The sequence below is a fragment of the Psychrobacter sp. 16-MNA-CIBAN-0192 genome (genome assembly GCF_040309565.1).
Taxonomy (GTDB): Bacteria; Pseudomonadota; Gammaproteobacteria; order Pseudomonadales; family Moraxellaceae; genus Psychrobacter.
In genome coordinates this window covers 160432-183247 of the sequence record NZ_JBEOOX010000005.1, presented here as the reverse complement: position 1 = coordinate 183247, position 22816 = coordinate 160432, and the positions used below count along the sequence as shown (strand labels likewise).

The window sequence follows — 22816 nt, the reverse complement described above, 5'->3', positions numbered from 1 at the left end:
ATTGTCTCTAGCCTTTACTAAATGTGTTAATAAAGCTCACTTGTTAATGGCAACCGTATCCTAATATAATACTATAAGACATAACTCCCAATGAATGTAGGCAACTATGCAGATTTTCCTTGCTCGAAATAACGTACAAGCCGGACCTTATAATTTAGAACAACTGAACATCATGCTGGCATCGGGTGAAGTGACACTTGATGACTTAGTATGGCATGACGGTTTAGATCAATGGCAGCGTCTTGGCGATTTAACCGGTAATCAAACCGTGTATCGTCCACTTCCTACTGCCACAATGAATAACACCAGCACCGATGACCATATTATTAATAATGTCACTGTGTTTCCAGAAGACACCAATAACGCTCAAAGCAATTCAGATAATAAAGTCTCTATTGATAGATTGTATGGCAAAGCAGAGCGTCCAGCAGATAATGCCAAGATGGATATGACGAGCAATCGTCAGCAAACGCCAGCCCATAATGTCTCCTTAAATAAGTCGAATAACGCGCCCATTTCTGCCAAAGATAAAGTGGTTGGAAATGTGGTCTTAGCTCCTATCATGTCACGACTATTAGCGACTGCGATCAATGGTTTGCTATATGTGCTATCTATCGTTCCATTGGTAATGGCATTAACTAAGATGAATATTGACTATACTAAGTTTCAAGATATCCAAAATATAGATGCTGCGTATCAATACTCCATGACCCTAATGGAGAACATCCCAAGCGCCACTTTGATGATGTCACAGGTGATGGTTTTTGGGCTATTTACCTTGCAGCTGTTGTTTATTATGCTGCGTGGTCAGTCACTTGGTAAGCTATTAACTGGTATCCGTGTGGTAGATCAAACCACCCATCGCTTGCCATCATTTATTAAACTGGTCGGCATGCGTACCCTAATGCTGTTTATCATTTATAATTTGCTGTTTTCCTTTACCAGCTTTTTAGGGTTTATAGTAATTGGGATGCATTATTATGCAGCATATAAAAGCCCACAAAATATCGGCTGGCATGACAAACTTGCTAAAACCCTAGTAGTCAAAGCAGATAATAGCCAATTGGTAAAACGCAAAAAATAACGCCATTAGTAATAGATTATCCTTAGTCATATAAAGAGCAGCGTTCAAACGTTGCTTTTTTATTTGCCTGTATTATTTATTTTATAATTTTATTAAATGCGTACAGGCGATAACCCTTTGTGTTCAGGTAGAGTTGCTGCTATAATACGGCGCTTTATAAGCTAAGCTTATCCCTCATTATTTTGAGGCTTATCATTTTGAGAATTATTATTTCGAAACTCAGTATTTTAAGATTAAGTTTACCTCATAGATCTCCTTGCTATTAACATAGGGTTGATAGCTACTAATCCGTAAGGAGTCCATTATGCGACATTACGAAGTGGTGTTACTTGTACACCCAGACCAAAGCGACCAAGTTGTCGGTATGGTTGAACGCTACATCAAGTTGGTTCAAGACAACAACGGCATCATCCATCGTCTAGAAGACTGGGGTCGTCGTCAATTGGCTTACCCAATCGACAAGATTCATAAAGCTCATTACGTTCTTTTCAATATCGAAACTAACGGTGAGACTTTAGCTGAGCTTGAAGAGCTGTTCCGTTATAATGACGCGATCATTCGTAGCCTAGTCATGCGCCGTGACGACGCAATCACTGAAGAGTCGCAGTTAGCTAAGAATGCCGATGAAAAACGTGCACGCAAAGCAACAACTACTCGTCGTCCAGACAGTCGTGAAAACGATAATGACGACAACGACCACAGTGAAGACTAATTAAAGGAGAATACTTATGGCACGTTTCTATCGCCGTCGCAAATTCTGCCGTTTCACTGCTGAAGGCATCACTCACATCGATTATAAAGATGTAGAATTGCTAAAACAGTATATCAGTGAAAATGGTAAAATCGTACCTAGCCGTATTACTGGTACATCTACTAAATATCAGCGTCAACTAGCGACTGCTATCAAGCAAGCTCGTTATCTTTCGCTATTACCATACACTGATAACCATCAGGGTTAACCGTTAACTAGGAATGACTCATGCAAATTATTTTGTTACAGCGTATCGTCAACCTTGGTAAACTCGGTGAAACTGTCGATGTAAAACCAGGTTACGGACGTAACTTTCTTATCCCTCACGGCAAAGCGTTACCTGCAACTGCAGTTAACATTGAAAAGTTCGAAGCACGTCGTGCTGAACTTGAAGCTGAAGAGAAAAAAGAGCTCGATACCGCTCAAGAACGTGCTGATGCATTGACTGACGTTAATGTGATCATGCGTGCTAAATCAGGTGACGAAGGTAAATTATTTGGTTCTATCGGTACACGCGATATCGCTGAAGCATTAACCAACTCAGGTTTAGAAGTAGATCGCGCTGAGATCAAGCTTCCTGAAGGTGCATTACGTCAAGTGGGCGAATATAATGTTGATATTCAACTACATCATGACGTTACTGCCACTATCTTAGTTACCATTCTTTCTGAAGATGGTGATGACCAAGCAGTAGAAGATGATCAGAGCGAAGATGACTATTCTGAAGAGTAATCTTTAGCGTAACAGATTCAAATCTGAAAAAAGCCAGTAGCTTATGTTACTGGCTTTTTTTGTGACTGTTTTTATAGCTAAGAAATATTGTCGGCAAGCATTTTTAATCTAATGCCCCAGCCAACACTTTAAATATACGTGCATCATTTGCTTGTGCCACATTAAAACGCATAAAGCATTCTGCATTTTGTGATTGGCTAAACGCATTACCCGGAGCTAGGACTACGCCCTGCGCCAAGCATCGGCTTGCTAATATAGCCGCGCTATTATTGTGAGGGAGTTTGCACCACAGAAACATACCAGCCTGAGGTATCAGCCACGGCACAATACCCAATGTAGCCAAGCGTGGCACCGTTTGCGCTCGTGCACGTGCTAAACGAGTATGTATCGTACTCATATGCTTACGGTAACCACTATCAGTTAATGCAGACAGCACGACTGCTGCCGCCAATTGTCCACCACCAAAGCCCGTCGCTATTTTTAAATCTAATAAGCTTTCTACCCATTCAACAGGAGCCGCAATATAACCACAGCGAAGGGATGCCGATAATGTTTTAGAAAAACTACCTATGTAAAACACTCGTGACAAACCGTCTAATGCAGCAAGCCTAGGCGCTGGAGTGGTCTCAAAATCTGCAAAAATATCATCTTCAATAATATATAGCCCTGCTGCCTGCGCCAATTGCAGTACACGATATGCCGTTGCTGGCGATAGCGTTGCGCCAGTTGGATTATGTATCGCCGCATTGGTAATATAAAGACGTGGCTTATGCTCTTCTAAAATTGTTGCAAAGGTATCCACATCTGGACCAGTTGGCGTATAAGGCACGCCCACTACTTTGACCCGATGCGCGCGCAATAAGGCATGGAAGTTAAAATAGCAGGGATCATCCACGACTACAGTATCACCTGGGCTCAATAAAAAGCGAAAAATCAGGTCTATGGACTGTGTGCCGGATTCCGTTAATATCACTTGCGATGGTTCCGCATCAATACCTAAGCCAGCCATACGCCGTGCCAGTAATTGCCGTAGTGCTAGCAACCCCAATGGCGTCGCATATTCACTAATCACCTGAGAATCAGCTCTTGCGACCTGCCGTAATCCGCGACGCATACCCTCTTCATACAACCAATCTGGTGGTAACCAGCCACAACCCGGTTTTAAAGCACTATTAGAAGGCTCTAAAGACTGTCTCGATATCCATAATGGGTCTACCGCTCGATCAAGGTTTGGACTCATATCTGCCAAAGACAGCGGTGCCGTAATATCTGCAACGTAAAAACCAGCGCCAGGACGAGAGTATATGACCCCCTCTGTTTGCAACCGCTCATAAGCTTCTACGACTGTTGACGGTGAACAGCCATGGCTTTTAGCAGCGGCACGAACAGAAGGCAAGCGGGTGCCCGGCATATAGATAACAGTTGCTATCTTTGCTTTCACATCTGCCATGACTGTCTCAATGCGAGTTAAGGTAGCTTTCATTTTTCACTCATCTGTTATTCTCTCTACTTTACTGTATGGGTTAATGATGCCAAACAGTTCTTTCTAATTGTACTGGACTGTATATAGATATGCCTACCATAAATTTGTTTTAATCATTGCATTAAACATACAGTGAGATGACGATGAAAAAGATAACTCAAGGATGGATTAGCGGTTTTATTGGCGTGGTTATTTTTGCAGGGTCGCTGCCAGCAACACGCCTAGCGATTATGGGATTTGATCCTGTATTTCTTACCGCTGCAAGAGCAATTCTTGCCGCCTTACTTGGCGGCGCAGTATTATTATTATTAAAACAACGTATGCCGACTAAAGCTGATTTTCCGGCATTAGCTATTGTGACTTTGGGCGTGGTCATTGGGTTTCCTCTACTAAGCGCATTGGCATTACAATATGTCACCTCTGCACACGCGATAGTATTTCTAGGAATATTACCGTTATTTACCGCCATCTTTGCGGTTTGGCGTGGGAGCGAACGTCCTTCTGCCCTATTTTGGTTATTTGCTTTATTAGGTAGCTTTTTTGTCGCCGGTTATGCCGCATTAAGCAGTGGACACACCTCGTTGGTAGGAGGCTTGCTTATGATGGGCGCTGTCGTGGCTTGCGCTCTTGGTTATGCAGAAGGTGGACGTTTATCAAGAGTATTAGGGGGTTGGCAGGTCATTAGTTGGGCATTGGTACTATCGTTACCTATTATGTTACCTATCGCGTGGTTAACATGGCCAAAATCTTTGGTAGGAATAAGCATAACAGCATGGGCAGGCTTAATTTATGTGTCTCTATTCAGTATGTTTATCGGCTTTGTGTTTTGGTATCGCGGCTTAGCTTTGGGCGGTATTGCAGCAGTAGGTCAGTTACAACTGATGCAGCCCTTTCTAGGTTTAACATTAGCGGCTATCTTGCTTCATGAAACAGTAAGCATCGGTATGCTAATAAGTACATTAGGCGCAGTAGCTTGCATGGTAGGCGCTAAAAAATTCGCAGTCTAAATGATATTGATAAATAACATTAACTTTCAGTACTAAATGCATAAAAAAATCCGACCACCTAAGTGATCGGATTTTTAATGTTTGGTGGAGATGGCGGGAGTTGAACCCGAACCAGTCCTACACTATCACACGCTATCATATTCATGGCTAACAATATCAATGACTTATGATAACAGAATGTGATTAGATGTGATAGCGTATGACTATAGGCTGCCAAGAATCATGTCACAGGCTAATATTAATACTTCTTCAAATCCATGCCCGTTAAGAAAGTTTGAGCATAATTAGCAATTGCAGCAGCCTTGTCACTTCCATTAATTACCCAACGCGCTGCAATAAATTCCTTGTATGTGCCAAGCGCAATCTGATCAGGAATGCTTTTCCCAGTAAACCAGCCTTGCATTGAGCCTGTAACGATAATATCTGCTGAGTGGTGAGGCAGTAATGCTAGTTCAGGCTTGTTAGCAAAGTCTACGCCCAACTCCTCGCTAGCTCTAATGTAATTATCCAACCAAGTTAATTGCGGATAGCCACGCCCATAATACAAATGCGGATACTCAGACCGCAGATAAGCTGGATGATGCTTGGCGCCATTGCGGATACCATATTCGACACCTTTGCTATTTTTAAACCATTGACCGTATCGCTTTTTGCTACCCTTACCGTACTCAGCAATTGGTTGCATCTTAAAAGCCGTTTCGTGCCATGTCGTTGCTAAAATATATGCTGCGTGTTGGGGTCGTAGTTTGGCGCGATTACAAGCGTCCATAATAAAATTAAAACCATCCACTTGTGATTGGCTAAAGCCGCCAAGCTTACGGCGCAAATATGGCCAGTTAAAGTCAAGCTCAAGCTCCTTTTCTAAAAATACGGTGTGTGATGCATCGCCCCACCAGCCGTCAGCGAGCACACCCATTTCTTTTTGCATATCAATTACAGCCATAATCCTTACCTCAAAATTTAGATATAAAAAAAGCCCCAAATCGGGGCGGTATTGCATGAAATAGTTTTAACTAAATTCATGACTAGGTGTTTCGGGATATACCCTATGTTCATCTAATAAACTGTTCTCAGTTCGTAATCTAATATTTACATGCCACTTATCATCAACGATAGTAACGACTGGCTCCGCTTCTAAATCGTTCGCATCATATTCATAGTTTTTAATCTGACCGATATCATAGCGTACGTACTGGCTGGGATGCAGTGCTTCCAAAATAGGATTTAAAGACTCATTAGCTTTCTGCTCGGTATCAAACTTCAAATTGTAATCAAACATTAGTTAATCTCCAGATATCGTATCTTGCCGTAGCCGCTATGTACTAGCTGACCGTTTACGATAGATAGGTTTAGGGTGCTGTCCCAATCTCCAGTTAATTTTGTACCTAAGATTTTGGAGGAGAGGAGATCAGCAGGGCGTGTGATTGATGCTGTTGTTGTTTTAATTGGGCTGGTTGGTAGTTCTTGAGTGTTGATACTTTCAACCTGATAATATAAAGGATATTGATTTGGTACGTTTGGATAAACCAGTCCATTTATAGACGATACATCTGCTGGAATTTTAACAAAATAATCAACCATACCAATGTGATTTAGTGGTGTCGCACCATTTGTACCGGTCCGCATAACACTAAAACTAGCTACTATGCCGACAGTCGAAAATATACGGTTGCCTTGTGATAAGGCAGCAAAAGGTAATGGATATAGAAATGCAAAGCCGGGTTCAACGCCGTCATAAACCCATTTACTATTAGGATTTAAAACCACGCCTCGTTTTGCGTAGCTGCCTTCAGGGGGTAAAAAACTCCACGCTGCATAATTTGTAGCGCTCTTCTCTATCAACAACCCCTCATCAAATCTCGGCACATCAATACTGTACTCTTGCAAACCAGCATCTTTAACGAGCCACGCCTTACCTGCGCGGCTGAAATTAAACAGGTCTGCAAAATTACTGATAGAACCATCTTGTTTATACTCATTAGTGACAAAGTTTGCAGACAGTTTGGGCGCATCGCTAACCCCAAATCCAAAGCGCCGCATAGCAAGGGCTGTTCGATTGAGTCCGTACGTTTTAAACATGTTAGCCTCACTTAATGATATTAATAACCGCCGTTGTCGCAGACGGATTTATTAATCGACACCAAATTGGCGCTTTATACGAAAAATTAACTGGCTCGTTAATCTGTATGAGTAGCCCAGCGCCGTCAGCTGGCGCTGTTAATCCGCTCGCAAACTTAAATTGCTCATAGCTGTAAACAGATTGCACAGTACAATCTGAATCGCTGATTTTCTGCCATGTTTTTGTAATTGTTAACTGCGTGGTAGTAGCCATTTTGTGTTCCTAATTTTAACTGGTATTAAAAGAGCCTCAATTAAAGGGCTGGGTTTATTTTTTTAATGCGCTTACGTCTCTCTAATATAGATTCTGCGATATACAAGCAGTTAATTGCTAACAAAAGCAATCTAAATGCCGTATCAAACATCTCATTAACCAAGTCGTAAGGATAATCATAATGTAAAGCTAGCGTCCAAACTGTAAGCCACATGCACACCTTGCTAGCCCTGATTGGACACTTGGTGTCAATCTTGCGTGTAAAAACCACTATCAAGCACGCCATCAGCCCGAAAAATGGCGCGAGATAACCAACAATACTAATCATTTGCTACCTCCGTTACTTGCGATGGCGGTGCCGGTGGCACTGAGTTATCATTAAGCCTGTCATTCAGGGTTGGTAATAATACAAACGACGCAAACAAAGTGGTCAGTAGCGCGGTTATGAGTTTGGCGGTATGGTCTACAGCTAAGCCAATAACGATGTTTGCAAGCTTAATGCTATTGCTAACAATTAAATCAACGATAGCTTCTTGCAAGTCCTGACGATTAAGTATGTTGATAACCACTCGTAGAAAAATCGTGCCGCATAAGCCTGACACGAATGACGCTATCTGCATTAACCCCACGCCGGATGTTGGACTGATAGTTGGTATAAAGATAAATGATATAATTAACCCAACTGTCACCGCCGTAAAAAAGTTACTTGTCGCGCTCCCACTCACCTGCATGTAGTCAATTTTGAGTGCAAAAAAAGCGCCGATGAAATTTAGCAGCACCATTGATAATAAAAAAAACCAGTACGGCAAATGCAGGTTTAAATAAACGTGTGGCGTATTTAACTGCGCCCCTAGACTTGCAGCCGCAGCAATCGCCCCTGACCCCGATATAGCAAAATATTTTACTGTGGCAATCGCCATATCTTGCTGCATAAACCCTCCTTAATTTTAACCATCCTAACCCCTTTAGATTTACCCGATTGAAATTAAAAAATCCCGCACTACGTTACGTAGCGTTTGTACTGCGCGCCCGTCGCCACTGGCTGGGTGTATGTCATCAGGCATAAAGGGTGTAATAGAGTTAAATCCATTGCGGCATCTAAAATTTGTATGCTCGTACACTTTAAGACATGGCGCTGACCAGTATTTTGCTACTGCTTCGATACAGATATTTAGCGGCTTAAAGTAATCATCATAAACGTTGACTGTGCTTTGAGCGTTGTCATGACTAAAATGCGTTAAAAATGCAAATTTGATGGTTTGATTTTTTGTCAGCATCATATCGACAACTGTATTGTAAGCGCCGATAAATGTTGTGATATCTCTCGTATCAATCTTTGTCTTTGTGCCCAAGTTGTTTTTATCAAAAGGATCCAAATGGTCAAACTTATCAATACTTGCTTTTGCTGCTTGCACATAATCATTAACGCCAAAATCGAATACGACCAAATCAGGGTGCTGCGGCGTATTAATGATATTGAGCAATGAGTTTTGATAATTGACGTAGCTCGATAATGATAAAAACGAGCCAGTTGTTGTAGACGCAACACCGCTTCCGCCAACGCAGTTGTTGATAATCTCACCGCCCAAATCATGAACGGCAAGATTAGCGTATGACCATATGTCTCTATTGCTCTGAGGTGCGCCAGCTGGTATTGACGTGCCGTACCATGCAATTTTTTTGTCGCGCCACGCAGACATCGGCTTTACATCAGCAGTAAAATCTATCGGCTGGACATCAGCGACAGACTTATTAACCAAGGTCGTTTGTACAGTAGTGTCTACATTGATACGCATAAATCTGGCAGATGACGGGGGCTTGAAGCTAAAGTTGTTATTAACTTGGAGCGGAGCAGTAATAGGTGTAATAAAAGTTTTGCTGTCATCATAATATGCGCCGACAAAATTGCCGCACTGACTTATTAGGTACTCGGCGTTGTAATCAATTGTGATGTAATCTGTGTAGCTAAAAGAGCTAAAAGCTACTGCGTTGCCGCTGGCATCAAGATAATATCCATTTGTTTTTGACACACTGCTTAGTAAATTACTGTTAGCAGCACCCATTAGTCTGACTATATTAGCGCGTAATCTAGCTAGATTATTTATTTGACTATCAGTATAAATCTTGGATTGTACAGCTGTGTCATACGCACTCTTAGACCAAGCCCCTGCTGTTTTTTTATATAGACCGTTATTGCTATCTACAGCATCATCTGTAACGATGGCGTACTGGCTATCTGCAAGTGCACTAGCTGTCATCAACGCTTTAGTAGTAAATGGTACAGCTGGCAGTCCGCCTGCCTCAAACATTGTTTTAATTGCTTTTTTAGCAGACGGGTAGGTCTCACCAGTGCGTGTGACAACTGTAGTATTTTCATCGCCGTTGGCAGCTTCGCCAAGCGACTGTACATCTAATCGACCGTCGATTAAGTCTTGTATTTTTATCGGCTCAGACATGTTTTCAGCTCCAAAAAAAGCCCGCAATTAAGCGGGTGTAAGGTAGTAATTAATTAGGCGATTAAGCCTTTCTTAAAGTCGGCATCATTCTGATAATAACCAGCGTCATAGTTGATACAAGTTAGCCGGTGGGATAGTGGATTGTTGCCAGGCTCTTTAGCGGTAACGATATAGCTGTCCCGATCAACATCATCATGCAGCACCAAGTTATAAGTCGCACGCACAACGGCATCCCAAGCGGTACTGATTGGCTGATTGGGAGGACGGTTTAATATTACCTCATATTGATTATCGCCCGGCATACAACGGATATTATCCACCGTTGCGCTTGCTGTTTGCACAAAGATAGTGCCTTGCGTTTTAGCACCAAAGTCAACCGGACTACTAAGCGATAATATTACTTGCCCAAGCTCATTAACGTTCAACGACTCAACTGAGCCTTGCTGCGTGTCAGCGCGGGTCTGATTGGCAATATCAATGCGATTATTCACGACGACAATGCCCGACTCATCAGCCGCCGTAATTGAGCAGGTACTATAAACCAGTTGGTTTTTCCAATGCCTACGCATCAAATGCATATGCGCTTGCTCCTTGTTACGCACCCCAAACAGCTCTTTATCTTTGGTGTCAGGATTGATTGCGGACTGATCAGCCGGATAATATAGCGACACCTTGGCATCATCGACTGGATCAGTATAAGAGACTTCAACACCGTCATAGTTATTGCGGGGACCAAACGACTCGCTATACTCAAAGCTATCTGGCGTGATGCTATGGCTGTTAAAGGTGGCGACTGAAAACGGTTCTTCGCGCTCAAAATGCAGCCGTATTTTATTATTGATACGGTAGGCGATAAAGAACCCAGTCATCGCCACTGTTTGTATCATCTCCTCAGTGGTCATGGGCATATCAAACGTGCCGCTGAACTGCGCGCATAAGTCCGTACCGAAATAAGCGATCTGTGCATCGACCTCCGCCTTGATTTGCGGCATATCAAAATCGTCGATGTTTAAATTACTGGTCACTGAATCGGTGCCGATATGATAGATAATATCGTCAATGCGCTTAGAGGGTATTAGCACATCATTGTTCTGCCAATCGCGTACTAAGCGCTGAGAGAGAGTAAACAACTTACGCTCTTTGAGTGATAACGCGCCCTCTGTCCCCAATGTCTTGCTGTAAACTTTGGTGAACCCTTTTGGCGCATCAGCAGCGGTCATCAGACGCGCACCATAAAAATCAGCAATGCGAATTTCATCGGCAACCGAACCAACATCACTGGGAACGGTTTTTGATTTTCTTGCCACTCTAAATCGCAAGCGCTTACCAATAAAGAACATTGGATTCTCAATCTTCACGGTCTTTCCAGCGCTTCTCCGAACTTTATCATCCCTAGTAAATCTTGTGTTTTCATCATATAAGCCCTGTTCAGCCTGCCAGCCATACTTATCAGCACCAGCCGCTGAGATAGTAAAATCCTGTGTATGCAATGTTCCTGATATCGGATTATTATTGCTATCTACTATCTCGCTCTCAATCTGACCATAAAGTCTAATTCCGACCCAATCCCCATTCTTACCCATTCGGTATAACGCTTGCGACACGACATTAATATAGGCGCTATCATGCTCTTTGGAGTTGGTGTAGAACCAGCCTTGCCAAAGGGCGTCAGATTCTTTAGACAATGCTACTGAGTCAGTTACCGCTGTAAAGTCCACGTTATCAGTCAGCGCTTGCCAATCAGTGTTCATAGTTGCAGGGCTTGATATTTTTATCTGTTTTGCGGTTACTTCCAATACCTCATATTGACCATTTAAAGTGTAGGTCACTGGCGTTACATCAGGTTCCACACCAGTAGTTACGCCATTTGCAGACGCTAAGTTATCAGCACCTTCTATCAGCACCAAATCCCCGACTTTAAACGTGTCTCTAAAGTCATTACTACCACTAGCTTCAATGATGTTTGGGTTTTTAAATACAGTGCTTGCTCGGATATACTCATCAGGGGCAGTTAAAATCTGCCCATTAACGGACGTATAGCGCTTAACCGATAACCGCGACAATGCTGCTTCTTCAGCACTAAAGGCGCTACCAAACTGATAAGACGGGGTATCATCCAGCGTTGCATCTGAATTAAAAATAAGTACGCTACTGCCAAATACCTGATTGATCGGCGTGGTGTCATCCATCGCTTTAGTCACCAGATACCAGCCGCGCCCGATAGTCATGTAGGACATTTCAACTTGGCGACCGTCGATATAAACGGTATACGTGACCGCGCCCAAATCAGGCACCGCCCACACTTCACCAAATATCTCAGCGACTCGCCCGCCAACACGTTGTCGATTAGTACGCTGCGCCAACGCATTGTTGGGGCTTGGCGGCGTGTTTGCAGCATTATTCGGTATGGTTGGCATAGGCATTAACAAAACAGCCGCAACCGTAATAAATGCCGATACTAAAATAGGAATCCAAACAGCGGGACCGGCAGGATAGGTAGCAATATAAAACGTGCCGCCTTGCTCATTAAGCGCCACAATGTCAGCAGCAGACGTAGGCGTTACTTCGTTTTCCGTATTCCATGCATCATGATACCAATGCGTGTTAAGCGGCTGCCCTTTTGGGTAAACGCTGGTGACCAACTCAAACAAGTCATCACCTTGCAATATTTCACACTCAGCACTATCAGTAGCATACGCCATAGGGTTTCGGACAATAATTATTTTAATATTAGATTGCATAATAGGTTATCCGTCCGTATCTACTCTCAGCAATATGTGGCGCCGCGCAGTGGACGCCTAAATCATTAAAGTGCATGATTTTATCTTGATGATAAATGCCAGTATGTAGTTCAGCGCCGTGCATGATTACTAGGCATGGGTCGCTTGGCGCTTTTAGTTGCTTAAACTCTTTGAGTTTATCGGTATTAATCTTGCGTTTTTTGCGACCGGTCAATAGTTCACCAACATAGATACCCATATCTTTGCCGGTAATGTCTCGATAAATATCTACCGCAAAATGGAGGCAGTTATATTCGTCATCGTCATAGCGCATATCCTGGTACTTAGCTAAATCAAGCATCAGAAGAACCCCGCAAGTGATGGGAATAGATTGGGCGTAAATATCACACTGGTATCCGTCTTGTTTAATTCACGCGCCTTGCAGACAAATACCGCGCCTTGTTTTTGCGGCTGATTATCCGTGACCTCTAAACCGCGCACACTACTCATGGGATTGGCGACATCACTGCTCAGATAAACGCGATAATTAACCGTCGGTCTAACTGTGCGATGGGTGCCACGGCGCAATCGGTCAATCTCCATTGGCATGACTTCACCCACATCACCAATGCCGATGGTAAGCGCTTGCTGCAAGTCGCTTGCCGCCTTAGCGGCTTTGACGGTTAGCGGCAAGTAATCATAATCGCGGTACACACTATCTTCATGACGCACGCGCACACCGCCTTCATGATTACGCACAAATCGGTAGTCACGACTGAATGAAGGGTGCTTAATCTCGATACACTCATGGCGGGCATCATCATGGCGACCCCTTAGCCAAAAATTCATTTCTTTTTCGGTTGCCACTACAATCCCCCTAATGCACTCGGCAAATCTTCGTTGACCAACTTTTCTAACAGCTTAAAATATTGCTCAACCTGACCATCAGTCATTTTATAAATATCTAAAAATGCAATATCAGATTCAACATTGTATTTAATGGGCTTGGCTACCAACGACAGCTGCACCGTAAATATCTGATCGCCCAATGTGGACACTGGCAATACCATGTCCAATATGCTGCACTCATACCACTGGTGGTTAATATCATCGACTATCAATTCAGCTAAAAACGGCAACCCTTCATACACGCGCATAAATGCTAAGAAATATTGCCACTGCGCACGGGTACATTTATAAGTGGGATTGGCTCGATGCGGTTTGCCAATACTATCCTTACGCGAGCGTGGCATACCGCCTTCAGTTTCAGTAGTAACCACATTGCGCGCAAGGTTAAAGTTATAACCATCACGAAAGGGTGTCAGCATAAGCTTTGGCATTTCATTCATCGCGCTATCCTAGTTTTCTGTGCATTTGATAGTTGTTTTCCAATGCCCGCCTAAACCCACTGTACGGTTCATTGACTTGATTCGGTAGTTGCTTATTAAGCTCCTCACCGACAATAACGCGAATACGGCCGTCATCATCTACGCGCTGAGATACTGGCACGCCAGCGTGATTTTCAATGACCATATTGACGATTGGTGCTGATGCTTTACCTTGGTAGCCGTCAGCATTGTCTAAGAAGTCGCTAAGCTTACGATTGTCCTTTGGCTTGACGACGCGCTCACCCTCATCGAGCAAGTAAGTGCCTTCGCGTGGAACGTAATCCAAACCATTGTGCGCCTGACCCTGTACTTTCGGTAAGCTGAGTTTAATAGCGGATGCGGCGCTGATGATGCGTCCAAATTGTGCGGCAATAACTGCTGCGCCTGCAATTTTTTGACTTAGTGTTGCGCCCTGCGCCATCATATCGCCCCATGCTTCGTACATATTGAGTCCAGCTGACGCAACCACAAAGACTTGTTGAGCGCCAAACGCCAGCTTGTAGAACGCGTTTTGCTCTCCAAGCATGGTTGCAAACGAACCTGCCAAAGAAGCGGCTGTACTTTCAGCACTTGCCAGCGTCAGCTGCGTTGCTGCACTTTCAAATTCTTGACGAGCTTGCATCTTAGCTTGAGCTGCTTCTTCCTCTGCAATAACTTCAGCATCCAGCGCAGCCTTAATAACATCAAGCCGTGCTTGATACTGTTGTGCCAAGCCATAGTTTGCGCCTGTACCGTTCATGTCTGACTGCTGGGCGTTGTAGCCGTCACGCGCGCCTTTTTGCATCTGATTGGTATCATATACCTGCGCGCCAGCCATCGCATTGCGCAAGTCAGACTTTTGGGCAGCGCTAATATCAGTGCGGCGGTCGAGCTCTGCACGTTGCTGCGCATAAGAATCGCGTAATACCTGAAGCTCAGTTTGACCTACATTGACCAGCTCACGGATTTCACGCTCATACGAGTAACGCAGCTCATCTAGTGCCAGCCGTTCTGCTGCATCAAGGTTATCCATTTTAGCTTGGCGAAGCTCCTCATCCATGTTAATCGTTAGGATGATCTCACGGCGCTCAAGCTCATATTGCGCTTTAATACGTTCTTCTTCAGTTTGCTGATATTGATTTGCAGATTGCATTTCTTGTGCATGTTTTTGGTCAAGCAAGTTCAGCTCATAAACCTCTTTTTGCTTAATAGAATCCAAGGCTTCAGTCCGCGCTTCAGCCGTCAACTCTTGGTCACGAACCACCGCTGTGGCACTATTAATAGCGTTTTGGGTGACGATATCGCGCTCTGACTGCTTAAACGAACTGAATGCTGCAAGCTTTTTAGCTTGTGCGTCTTCATAGTTAGCGACTTCAGTAGCAGCGCGTTGTTGAGCGTCAATGACAAAAGCATCACGTTCTTCTTTACTGAAGCCACTGGCATCAATCTTGGCAATTTTATCGGCAAGCTGCATATCAATACGGACAACTTCGTCTGCATATTCCATGCGAATGGTGGCGCGTTGCTGGGCTTGTTGCTCTAACAATCGAGTTAGTTCTGCTGCGTCGCGCGCGTCTTCAGAGGCTTGCTTCTTTAATAGCTGTTTCTCTTCGTTCGCTTGTTGGTTTAATAGCTGTTCGGCTTGGCTGTTTGCTGCATTATATGGATTGGACGTGCCCGATGAGCCGCCTTTAATATTCTTTGACGCAGGCATTTGGTGCAAGATACTGACTTTAACGCCATCTTCAAAAGTGACATCGGTGACATAACCACCACCGCCTGAGTCGAATCTAGCTTTTACATCTTTTACAGGTACTTTTGTGGTGATTTTAGTATTAAGCGGTGTACCGTAGTCAACGCCTAGATGATATTTTGACGCGCCCTTTGTTTTTATATTGCGTGGTCCGAAACCGCTGGTCATTGGATAACTGGTAACTGCTTTACCATCGGCTTGAAAGCGTGCAAGGTGAGCACTACTAATCTCCTTGCCGAACAAAGCTGAACCGCGTGCATACCTAAAGTCAACGTGAGCTTTACCGATACCTGAATCACCAGTAATACCTACAAGACGGGCTTGCGCTTTAGCGGCGTCACCTTTTGCTTTTGCTTCTTTGGCTGCTGCTTTTTCCCCAGCTTTCGCAGCCTCCTCAGCAGCTTTTTTGTTTTCTTGAATTTGTGCGCCTGTTTTACCCAATATTCGGTTAAGTTCGGCTTGTTGCTCTTGATACTTGACCACTGCCGAAACCGTTTGATTAGTGCCATTGGTTCCAAGCGCGTAGATGGTGTCCATCTGCTTATTGGCTTGAGAGATGGTACTCATGATGTCTTGACCTACATCGGAAAAGACAGCAGCAGCAGCGCGATTATTATCAATAAAATTACGGCCAAGCTGAAAGAAAGCAAACGGACTATCCCAGTCAACGCCATTACCAAGCTGAGCGATTGCTGCTCCTAAACCGCCTAGCGCTTTGCCTATCACTTTTACAATTGTCACAACACCGACGCCAGTTGCCGCGATTGTCTTAAATACGACGACCAAACTTTCGCCAGATCTGCGTGCGATATCTGCAGCACTACCTGTACCGACTAAATGTGCCGCGACATCAGATAAGACAGGTATAAAAGCACTGGTGAACTGCGTTTTAGCGCCATCAACTGACAGCATCATTATGGCGTTAGCTGCAGTAAGCTCTTTTGTGGCACGAATGGTTTTTTCGTCCATGATAGCGCCAGCATTTTCAGCGGCTTTTGCCCAAATATCAAACCCCTCTCCACCATTATGCAGCAGTGGCATAAGCAACGACGCTTCATCTGCAACGGACTCCATATAAAAAATCATTTCAGATTGACTGAGGTTTGCACTCTGTAGTCCATCGTAATACTTCTGTAGCGCATCAGGACCTGATAGCTGCCTAAATGCGTCAGCCGTCATGTTTAATTCAGGCGGCATATTTTCAAAGAAGTCCATCATCTCGCCACCGCCGGTACTCAAAAAATCACCGATTTTGTCCTGGACGTCTTTGTAAATATCACCCAGCTTATCTTGCTCAACGCCTAAAGATTTAGCGGCTATAGTGAGCTTTTGCATAGTCTCAACGCTGGTGGTAGCAATGCGTGCTGTTTTTACGAGCTCGTTAGTCATCTCAATCTGTTCTTTGATCATGACGCCGATAGCCGCTGTCCCAGCAGCAGCCATACCAGCCAGCGCCGCAGCACCTACTTTGCCCAGCTCCATAGCATCGGCTTTCATAGCACCAAATAAAGTAGAGGTACTTTGTTGCGTGTCTCGCATCTCGCTACGGTATTGCGCAGTATTGGCAAAGAGTAGAATATCTAACCGTTGTAATACCTTTGCCATGCTGACCTCCTAAATTTGGGCAATAAAAACCCCCATCGGATGACGGGGTTTTTCAAAACATTAACCTACTTTAATACGACCATTCCAGCCCACCGGTATCAAACCGAAACTGTTGGTTACCATAATTAAAAAAGCCAATTTCTATCATAACGTTTTCAGATTTTTTGAGTTTATTAATGAATTGATCCACAGAACCATCTAAAAACATTAGATCGCTTGTCCCAGCAGCAGCTTTTGCTAAAGGGTATGTCTTAATCGCATCATTATCAAACTTAACACTCATATAGCAGTTACTGTACTCACACCAAAGCTGCCCATTATCGGTACTTATCATTAATTCATTACCACTCTCTGGCGAATTTCTAAGCATGAGATATAGATTGGTACCACCCTGATAAGGAAAATCCAACTGTATGGCGTCTAATGACTTCGACTGGGCAAAACTTGTCACCGTACCCCGCATTGCATCTTCAGATTTACTATAATCCCAGTTAGTAATTACTTCATCAGGCAATGGTTCGCTCGTATCGTCTGCAGTTGATGTGAGTAATGACGCACTACCTGTTTCTTCCTCATCGGCACTAGAATTATCAGAGATACTACCAAAAATTCCCATCAAAAAAGGTATACCTAGAAATATTAAAGCAAGCCATGTAATGATGGACGTCCGCTTATTTTTTGCACCACAATTGGGACAGCTCTTAGCGTTCTTGCTGATTTGATTACCACAATCTTTACAGTTAATGAGTTTAGACATACCCCGTCCTTGCTGGTTTCATAATGATAAAGGCACCACTATAAATCATCAACAATAATTCAGCAATATAAGAGCAACTATTTACCCTTAACCCGACTTTGCAGATTTGCAATCAAACCCTGCGTATATGCTTCACTACGTGCGGCATCTTGTCGTTCTTTAACTATTGCACGCTGTTCAGTCGTCATCGGCGCACGATCAAACAATATAAAGTCTGATAGCTTCGCGTCTTTACTGCCACAACTTGCCAGCGCAATCATCGCTGCTTGTACATCGCCACGATGCCCACCAATCGGGTCTACGCTGTCAAATGCTTGCCATTCGCGCAGCTCATCTATCGTCATAGTCTCATTAAGCTCAGCAACTGTTTTTCCTAAATGTCCCGCCAACCTGAATTTAAATAACCTATCCGGCTGGCTTAGGAGTTTTTTAGATCTTCACTCTCTTCGTCGTTGCCATTAGATTTCGTATTGACATCAATAAAACGATTAATTTTATTGAATTCAGTAATGACGCGGGCAGTCAGCTCTGGTGGTAATGATTTGACCACTTCAACATCATCACGTGTAAACATGGGCGTACCATCTTCATTTAAAATGGCATAAATAAAGGCTTCAGCATTACCAGTGCCATGTTGACCGACTTCTTTCATATCTTCAAAATATTGCTCACGCTCGCCAAGGGTCATGCGATTGACGAATACATCACCACCCGCTTCTTCAATAGTAATTCGTTCAGGTTTTAGCATTGTAGAGGCGGCAACTGCTGCTAGCAATGCAGCCTTATTGAATGCAGTGGTTTTAGATTTTGGTGCTGGTGCTTTGGCCATAATATTAGTCTCAAGATAATAAGATAAAGAAAAGCCCACAATATGTGGGCTAATTAATATTTAAGGAACAACTACAATCGGCACAGATGTAATTTCAGTCACATCGTCACCGACGACGATAGCGCCTTTAACCCGTAGTTTCTTTTTGACATCAGTCACAAAGGTAAATTCACTAACTTGACCATCAAATTTAAAGCCTTTCACGTTTGCATCAGCAAAATGTAACTCACAGTGGACCACTGTATTATTATCAAATGCAGCTTTTAGTGCCATATGCTGCGGGTCAGTCGGCTTGTAGACCAACTCAAAGTTGAGGTCATTAATCTCCATGAAATCAACGACTGCTTGCTGTTTATTGCGCGCGTCCGTTGTTGTAATTTCATCAAGCGTTTTTTTCTGCTCAATCATATCGATATTGGTCAGTAGAGGCACTTTAACAAAGTTTAAAGGTCCGACACCGGTACTGATTTTCAAGAAATGTTGGCTGTCTGGTAGGCCGTCAACAATCGCCATAATTGGCTCCTTATGTGGTTGGGGTTGTTTGATTAAACTCAAAATCTATGGACTGCCTGAATAATTTGGCATCGCTATCGTATAACTGCTGTGTGCCGTCATATACACTTGGCTTTATATATTTATCTAGGGCACTTACAACGTCATGTGATAGCTGGACACAATTATCATAGCTTTTGTCGTACACATCTATTTGCACCCGCACCCATTCATGACCTGTGATACCGTCATAAGTATTTTCTGGCTGAGAACTGATAACCTGCCAAACAATATAAGGTGTTTTTCGTACTTGGCCTTCAGCCAGTTCAGGGGCAAACAAGGGATAAATTTCGCTATCTACTAAAGGGCTTAGTATCGGGTAAAGCTGAGCACCAGCTATCATGATCACTCCGAGTATTTATCAATATTCTCATTAAGCTTTTCACTAAAACGACTAATCATTAGCTCAACATTATTACCAAAAGCTGGTCGAATGAATGGCGTTGCAGGCATATTAACCGTGCCATACTCTACAAAATGCCAATAATTTGGATATTCTTTTTGCTTAGTGCCTTTACCTATATAAATACCCATCACCGCGCCCTGGGCAAACTCACCTGTATGCTCAGATTTTGGTAAACGGCGCTTACGAATCGCAGATGCCAACAAGCCCGGCTGAACCTCAACCTTACCACCGCCCTTTTTGGTCATAATGTGAGGCTCAATGGCTTTGGCGGCGCGCAGCTTAGCGTCTTTGACTGTAGGCGTCAATGCATAGTTCAGCGCACCAAATAAAGCTTTGCCAGCCAACTGATTCTCAAGCTCGCCAAGCTTACGATCCAACTCATCCAAGCCTTGCACTTCCATTCGTGCCCAATCATCTGCCATTATTTGACACCTCGTAGCATCAACGTCATGTATTCGCTGCCACTTTTAGCGTCTGGCAGTGGATTGCCATTAATCTCGTAACGCTGACCACGACATTCAATTTGCATGGCAGTAGTAATATCAGTACGGTAACGCAGCGTACAGCGAGCTGTTATCTCACTACCCGCTGCTTGTGCCGACATAACATCTTTAACTGATAATGGCTCAAGAGAAGCCCACAGAACAATCCAAGGAATCCACTGCGGCGGCAATACTGCGCCCGTTGGCGAGCGCCCAGATTGCGACTTATAAACTGTGATACGGTTTCTTAACTTGCCTGCGCGCATATCAAACCCCTTTATTCTTTGCCTGGTGGCGTTGGTCGAACTCGTGATAACTTCAAGCACTCGCAACAGCCTTTTGCAGCGCAATCTGCATAACTGTACTTTTTATCTCCATAAACATAGCGGAAGCACGGCGCATACTTATTACATTTTGGAGTATCAGGCGTATAACCTTGTTTGTTGCAATCGCTGCAAAATATCGCTTTTATTATTCGACCTAACACATCACACCCCCATAATTCGGTACGGTTGCAAACGATGTTCAGCTGCTTGTGGTAGCTGTGCAACACTAGCGCCAACCACCACATCTTCCCGATGCTCGTACAACGTGCCAAGTATCAGCAGAATAGCGATTTCAATAGCTTTATTAGTAGCAATGCCGCGTGTAACCATTAACGTCTCATACCATTGACTGTCAATCCGCTCAAGTTTAGCGGCTTTAATATAAGCATCAATATTACTATTTTTAACAGATTCTTTTTCTGCCATTAATACAGGCATGCTGTCAGCGGCGACATTTATCGCTACCAGTAATTCAGGGAAGTTGGCATAGATGCGACGACCCATAAATTGCTCAGCAATCTCTTGCGCGGCATCCAGCTTGTGCTGAACATCGACGCTATCGTCAGCATCAGCACGCAGGTGATGCAAGGCGGTTTCGATACTGACTATATACATGGTGGTTACTCAGCTTTGGTGGTGGTTTTTTTGGCTGTTTTTACTTTAGCTTCAGATTCATCATCACTTGCATCTGTCTTAACAGCCAATACCGCATACTCTTTATCTATGAGCTGTTGACCAGTGATATCAGTAAATTCGCTCACTTCACCTGCCATATAGGTCTTATTGCCCATGCAAATAACATCTTTAAATTTAACTTTCATGACTTGCTCCTTTTAGTAAGACAAAAACAACTTATAAATTGCTTTTGGCTTAATAAAAAAACGCAACCTGTTAGGAAAGTTGCGTTTTGTGTTATTAACGATAGTTTTTAACTTATGGTCCTACAGTAAGCGAGCCTTTAACAAATGCTTGCGGGCGATAAACTGCCAGCGCCAATCGTTCTTCAGCACGGATTGACACCATGTTTTTCTCAAAGTCATCAGCGTTCTCAGTGGAGACGACGACGTTCGCATCTTCACGATCAAAGATTTGCGCAGCGTCAGAAAATGAACCCGTCAAGAATTTACCAAGCATACCTGCCTGATTGGTTTGGGCGACTGGCAGACCCCATAGGCGCGCTTCTAACGTACCAAACGGATTGCTGAACAAGTAGCCTTTGGTATTAGCATCTTTAATCAGCTCAATATCAGTCCAATCAATATCGTGCATCACATGACCAGTTGCTGACAGTTCCGCCAAGGTGACTTGCAGCATAGCCAAGCGCATAATGTCCAAGCTGTTTGAAGGCGTCGTCTTAGTGCTAGGATTAGCAAAAGCAGTCGCTTGCGTATAGATACCGTGCAAGTTATTACCCACACCACTACCAAATAGCAGCTGAGTATCTTCCACACGCTTCAAGCCATTAAGTAAACGGCCATTAATAATGCTGCGTAGCTGTGGCAAATCATCAAGCGTCTGCTTAGCAACTTTCATCAAGTGCGCAATCGTCTTAACACCAGAAAGCACTTCTTCAAAAGTGACTTCTGAATATGGCTTGGTTGTATTTTCAGCGACCGGCGCAGCGTTATTGGTGAACAGTGTCTCACGCAGATAAGCCACCGCATTTGATTCAGTGTCACCAGGCGCCAACAAATCACGAACGGTCAAACGCTGATTTGGATTGGTGACAATTCGAGTAGTACCATCAACCGGATTAATAGCAAATGAAGTCAGCGCATTGCGCGGTACATCAATCGCAATGCGACGACCAGCAACCACTGAATTACTAAACTGGATGATACTGTCATTAGCAATAACAAGGTCACCTGCGCGGTTACGCGCTGGCGCTTGACCGCCATTATTACCAAGGCGGGCAAACATCTGCTCAGCTTCGCCCAACTGGGTTGCTAGTTGGTTCTGCAGGTCACGCTGAGTATTTAAGTCAGTAAGTAGCTGATCCACATCGTTTTTGGTTTTCTCTGACAGATCGCCAGCTTTCTTTGCTTCTTTTAAAGCATTTTCGGCTGCCGGCAGCGCTTTTTCAGTCAGCTCTTTGACGCTAGCATTGACCAGCTTTAGCTGATTGGCTACATCATCTTTTTTGATATCTTCAGGATCCATAATTTTTTCTCACA

Annotated in this window: 26 protein-coding genes; 5 read left to right on the top strand and 21 right to left on the bottom strand. The window is 43.7% G+C overall.

What is annotated here, in order from left to right; all coding sequences use genetic code 11:
- The first annotated feature begins 106 nt into the window (after positions 1-106).
- The 4 genes from AAEY78_RS06535 (at position 107) to rplI (ending at position 2567) form a co-directional block, all read left to right on the top strand.
- The gene (locus tag AAEY78_RS06535; protein ID WP_352338311.1) at positions 107-1084 is read left to right on the top strand and encodes an RDD family protein; all 978 of its coding nucleotides are present in this window, start codon (positions 107-109) and stop codon (positions 1082-1084) included.
- A 304-nt stretch (positions 1085-1388) separates the two neighbouring features.
- Positions 1389-1796 (top strand): 30S ribosomal protein S6, encoded by a 408-nt coding sequence (gene rpsF / locus AAEY78_RS06530; protein WP_182405539.1) that lies wholly within the window; start codon positions 1389-1391, stop codon positions 1794-1796.
- 16 nt (positions 1797-1812) lie between these two features.
- Positions 1813-2043 (top strand): 30S ribosomal protein S18, encoded by a 231-nt coding sequence (gene rpsR / locus AAEY78_RS06525; RefSeq protein WP_062536005.1) that lies wholly within the window; start codon positions 1813-1815, stop codon positions 2041-2043.
- Positions 2044-2063: 20 nt separating this feature from the next.
- Positions 2064-2567, top strand: coding sequence for a 50S ribosomal protein L9 (rplI, locus tag AAEY78_RS06520; protein WP_352338309.1), 504 nt, complete (start codon positions 2064-2066; stop codon positions 2565-2567).
- Positions 2568-2670: 103 nt separating this feature from the next.
- Here the strand turns inward: rplI and AAEY78_RS06515 are convergent, their stop codons facing one another.
- Positions 2671-4050, bottom strand: a complete 1380-nt coding sequence (locus tag AAEY78_RS06515; RefSeq protein WP_352338307.1) for an aminotransferase-like domain-containing protein — start codon at positions 4048-4050, stop codon at positions 2671-2673.
- 143 nt (positions 4051-4193) lie between these two features.
- Between AAEY78_RS06515 and AAEY78_RS06510 the strand changes: the two genes are divergently transcribed.
- A complete protein-coding gene (locus tag AAEY78_RS06510) occupies positions 4194-5057 on the top strand; it encodes a DMT family transporter (protein ID WP_352338305.1) in 864 nt (287 codons plus the stop codon).
- Positions 5058-5295: 238 nt separating this feature from the next.
- Here the strand turns inward: AAEY78_RS06510 and AAEY78_RS06505 are convergent, their stop codons facing one another.
- The 20 genes from AAEY78_RS06505 to AAEY78_RS06410 form a co-directional block, all read right to left on the bottom strand.
- Positions 5296-6000 carry a glycoside hydrolase family 19 protein gene (locus tag AAEY78_RS06505; RefSeq protein WP_352338303.1) on the bottom strand — a complete coding sequence of 235 codons (705 nt, stop codon included), beginning with the start codon at positions 5998-6000 and terminating at the stop codon, positions 5296-5298.
- Positions 6001-6066: 66 nt separating this feature from the next.
- The gene (locus tag AAEY78_RS06500) at positions 6067-6336 is read right to left on the bottom strand and encodes a hypothetical protein (RefSeq protein ID WP_352338301.1); all 270 of its coding nucleotides are present in this window, start codon (positions 6334-6336) and stop codon (positions 6067-6069) included.
- Complete coding sequence (locus AAEY78_RS06495) at positions 6336-7136, bottom strand: hypothetical protein (RefSeq protein WP_352338299.1); 801 nt, start codon at positions 7134-7136, stop codon at positions 6336-6338. The genes AAEY78_RS06500 and AAEY78_RS06495 overlap by 1 nt, the downstream gene beginning before the upstream one ends.
- A gap of 573 nt (positions 7137-7709) precedes the next feature.
- On the bottom strand, positions 7710-8321 hold the full coding sequence (locus tag AAEY78_RS06490) for a hypothetical protein (RefSeq protein WP_352338298.1): 612 nt from the start codon (positions 8319-8321) through the stop codon (positions 7710-7712).
- A gap of 39 nt (positions 8322-8360) precedes the next feature.
- Positions 8361-9845 carry an SGNH/GDSL hydrolase family protein gene (locus AAEY78_RS06485; RefSeq protein WP_352338296.1) on the bottom strand — a complete coding sequence of 495 codons (1485 nt, stop codon included), beginning with the start codon at positions 9843-9845 and terminating at the stop codon, positions 8361-8363.
- A 53-nt stretch (positions 9846-9898) separates the two neighbouring features.
- Positions 9899-12586, bottom strand: a complete 2688-nt coding sequence (locus AAEY78_RS06480; protein ID WP_352338295.1) for a host specificity factor TipJ family phage tail protein — start codon at positions 12584-12586, stop codon at positions 9899-9901.
- The gene (locus tag AAEY78_RS06475) at positions 12576-12899 is read right to left on the bottom strand and encodes a hypothetical protein (protein WP_352338294.1); all 324 of its coding nucleotides are present in this window, start codon (positions 12897-12899) and stop codon (positions 12576-12578) included. The genes AAEY78_RS06480 and AAEY78_RS06475 overlap by 11 nt, the downstream gene beginning before the upstream one ends.
- 26 nt (positions 12900-12925) lie before the next feature.
- Positions 12926-13432, bottom strand: a complete 507-nt coding sequence (locus tag AAEY78_RS06470) for a DUF1833 family protein (protein ID WP_352338292.1) — start codon at positions 13430-13432, stop codon at positions 12926-12928.
- A complete protein-coding gene (locus AAEY78_RS06465) occupies positions 13432-13914 on the bottom strand; it encodes a hypothetical protein (RefSeq protein WP_352338291.1) in 483 nt (160 codons plus the stop codon). The genes AAEY78_RS06470 and AAEY78_RS06465 overlap by 1 nt, the downstream gene beginning before the upstream one ends.
- A 4-nt stretch (positions 13915-13918) precedes the next feature.
- A complete protein-coding gene (locus tag AAEY78_RS06460; RefSeq protein ID WP_352338290.1) occupies positions 13919-17290 on the bottom strand; it encodes a hypothetical protein in 3372 nt (1123 codons plus the stop codon).
- A gap of 70 nt (positions 17291-17360) precedes the next feature.
- Positions 17361-18047, bottom strand: coding sequence for a hypothetical protein (locus tag AAEY78_RS06455; RefSeq protein ID WP_352338288.1), 687 nt, complete (start codon positions 18045-18047; stop codon positions 17361-17363).
- Between the two features lie 77 nt (positions 18048-18124).
- The gene (locus AAEY78_RS06450) at positions 18125-18436 is read right to left on the bottom strand and encodes a phage tail assembly protein T (protein ID WP_352338287.1); all 312 of its coding nucleotides are present in this window, start codon (positions 18434-18436) and stop codon (positions 18125-18127) included.
- Between the two features lie 29 nt (positions 18437-18465).
- Complete coding sequence (locus tag AAEY78_RS06445) at positions 18466-18876, bottom strand: phage tail assembly chaperone family protein, TAC (RefSeq protein ID WP_352338285.1); 411 nt, start codon at positions 18874-18876, stop codon at positions 18466-18468.
- A 60-nt stretch (positions 18877-18936) separates the two neighbouring features.
- Positions 18937-19389, bottom strand: a complete 453-nt coding sequence (locus AAEY78_RS06440) for a hypothetical protein (protein ID WP_352338283.1) — start codon at positions 19387-19389, stop codon at positions 18937-18939.
- Positions 19390-19399: 10 nt separating this feature from the next.
- Positions 19400-19771, bottom strand: a complete 372-nt coding sequence (gene gp17, locus AAEY78_RS06435) for a tail completion protein gp17 (RefSeq protein WP_352338282.1) — start codon at positions 19769-19771, stop codon at positions 19400-19402.
- Positions 19772-19773: 2 nt separating this feature from the next.
- Positions 19774-20256, bottom strand: a complete 483-nt coding sequence (locus AAEY78_RS06430) for an HK97-gp10 family putative phage morphogenesis protein (RefSeq protein WP_352338280.1) — start codon at positions 20254-20256, stop codon at positions 19774-19776.
- A complete protein-coding gene (locus tag AAEY78_RS06425; RefSeq protein ID WP_352338279.1) occupies positions 20256-20582 on the bottom strand; it encodes a phage head closure protein in 327 nt (108 codons plus the stop codon). Before AAEY78_RS06425 ends, AAEY78_RS06430 begins: the two co-directional genes overlap by 1 nt.
- Positions 20583-20804: 222 nt before the next feature.
- Positions 20805-21257: a head-tail connector protein gene (locus tag AAEY78_RS06420; protein ID WP_352338277.1), complete on the bottom strand. Its 453-nt coding sequence runs from the start codon at positions 21255-21257 to the stop codon at positions 20805-20807.
- A 5-nt stretch (positions 21258-21262) separates the two neighbouring features.
- On the bottom strand, positions 21263-21463 hold the full coding sequence (locus AAEY78_RS06415; RefSeq protein ID WP_352338275.1) for a hypothetical protein: 201 nt from the start codon (positions 21461-21463) through the stop codon (positions 21263-21265).
- A gap of 112 nt (positions 21464-21575) precedes the next feature.
- Positions 21576-22802, bottom strand: coding sequence for a phage major capsid protein (locus tag AAEY78_RS06410; RefSeq protein WP_352338273.1), 1227 nt, complete (start codon positions 22800-22802; stop codon positions 21576-21578).
- Positions 22803-22816 lie beyond the last annotated feature (14 nt).

Excerpts from the sequence above, each read along its gene's own strand:
- AAEY78_RS06500 (WP_352338301.1), bottom strand. The coding sequence starts at position 6,336 with ATGTTTGATTACAATTTGAAGTTTGATACCGAGCAGAAAGCTAATGAG.
- AAEY78_RS06515 (WP_352338307.1), bottom strand. The coding sequence starts at position 4,050 with ATGAAAGCTACCTTAACTCGCATTGAGACAGTCATGGCAGATGTGAAA.
- AAEY78_RS06440 (WP_352338283.1), bottom strand. The coding sequence starts at position 19,389 with ATGGCGATTGTTGACGGCCTACCAGACAGCCAACATTTCTTGAAAATC.
- AAEY78_RS06455 (WP_352338288.1), bottom strand. The coding sequence starts at position 18,047 with ATGTCTAAACTCATTAACTGTAAAGATTGTGGTAATCAAATCAGCAAG.
- rplI (WP_352338309.1), top strand. The coding sequence starts at position 2,064 with ATGCAAATTATTTTGTTACAGCGTATCGTCAACCTTGGTAAACTCGGT.
- AAEY78_RS06410 (WP_352338273.1), bottom strand. The coding sequence starts at position 22,802 with ATGGATCCTGAAGATATCAAAAAAGATGATGTAGCCAATCAGCTAAAG.
- AAEY78_RS06460 (WP_352338290.1), bottom strand. The coding sequence starts at position 17,290 with ATGGCAAAGGTATTACAACGGTTAGATATTCTACTCTTTGCCAATACT.
- gp17 (WP_352338282.1), bottom strand. The coding sequence starts at position 19,771 with ATGATAGCTGGTGCTCAGCTTTACCCGATACTAAGCCCTTTAGTAGAT.
- AAEY78_RS06510 (WP_352338305.1), top strand. The coding sequence starts at position 4,194 with ATGAAAAAGATAACTCAAGGATGGATTAGCGGTTTTATTGGCGTGGTT.
- AAEY78_RS06445 (WP_352338285.1), bottom strand. The coding sequence starts at position 18,876 with ATGGCCAAAGCACCAGCACCAAAATCTAAAACCACTGCATTCAATAAG.
- AAEY78_RS06415 (WP_352338275.1), bottom strand. The coding sequence starts at position 21,463 with ATGAAAGTTAAATTTAAAGATGTTATTTGCATGGGCAATAAGACCTAT.
- AAEY78_RS06490 (WP_352338298.1), bottom strand. The coding sequence starts at position 8,321 with ATGCAGCAAGATATGGCGATTGCCACAGTAAAATATTTTGCTATATCG.
- AAEY78_RS06535 (WP_352338311.1), top strand. The coding sequence starts at position 107 with ATGCAGATTTTCCTTGCTCGAAATAACGTACAAGCCGGACCTTATAAT.
- AAEY78_RS06485 (WP_352338296.1), bottom strand. The coding sequence starts at position 9,845 with ATGTCTGAGCCGATAAAAATACAAGACTTAATCGACGGTCGATTAGAT.
- AAEY78_RS06505 (WP_352338303.1), bottom strand. The coding sequence starts at position 6,000 with ATGGCTGTAATTGATATGCAAAAAGAAATGGGTGTGCTCGCTGACGGC.
- AAEY78_RS06480 (WP_352338295.1), bottom strand. The coding sequence starts at position 12,586 with ATGCAATCTAATATTAAAATAATTATTGTCCGAAACCCTATGGCGTAT.
- AAEY78_RS06475 (WP_352338294.1), bottom strand. The coding sequence starts at position 12,899 with ATGCGCTATGACGATGACGAATATAACTGCCTCCATTTTGCGGTAGAT.
- AAEY78_RS06425 (WP_352338279.1), bottom strand. The coding sequence starts at position 20,582 with ATGCGCGCAGGCAAGTTAAGAAACCGTATCACAGTTTATAAGTCGCAA.
- AAEY78_RS06420 (WP_352338277.1), bottom strand. The coding sequence starts at position 21,257 with ATGTATATAGTCAGTATCGAAACCGCCTTGCATCACCTGCGTGCTGAT.
- rpsF (WP_182405539.1), top strand. The coding sequence starts at position 1,389 with ATGCGACATTACGAAGTGGTGTTACTTGTACACCCAGACCAAAGCGAC.
- rpsR (WP_062536005.1), top strand. The coding sequence starts at position 1,813 with ATGGCACGTTTCTATCGCCGTCGCAAATTCTGCCGTTTCACTGCTGAA.
- AAEY78_RS06465 (WP_352338291.1), bottom strand. The coding sequence starts at position 13,914 with ATGAATGAAATGCCAAAGCTTATGCTGACACCCTTTCGTGATGGTTAT.
- AAEY78_RS06495 (WP_352338299.1), bottom strand. The coding sequence starts at position 7,136 with ATGTTTAAAACGTACGGACTCAATCGAACAGCCCTTGCTATGCGGCGC.
- AAEY78_RS06430 (WP_352338280.1), bottom strand. The coding sequence starts at position 20,256 with ATGGCAGATGATTGGGCACGAATGGAAGTGCAAGGCTTGGATGAGTTG.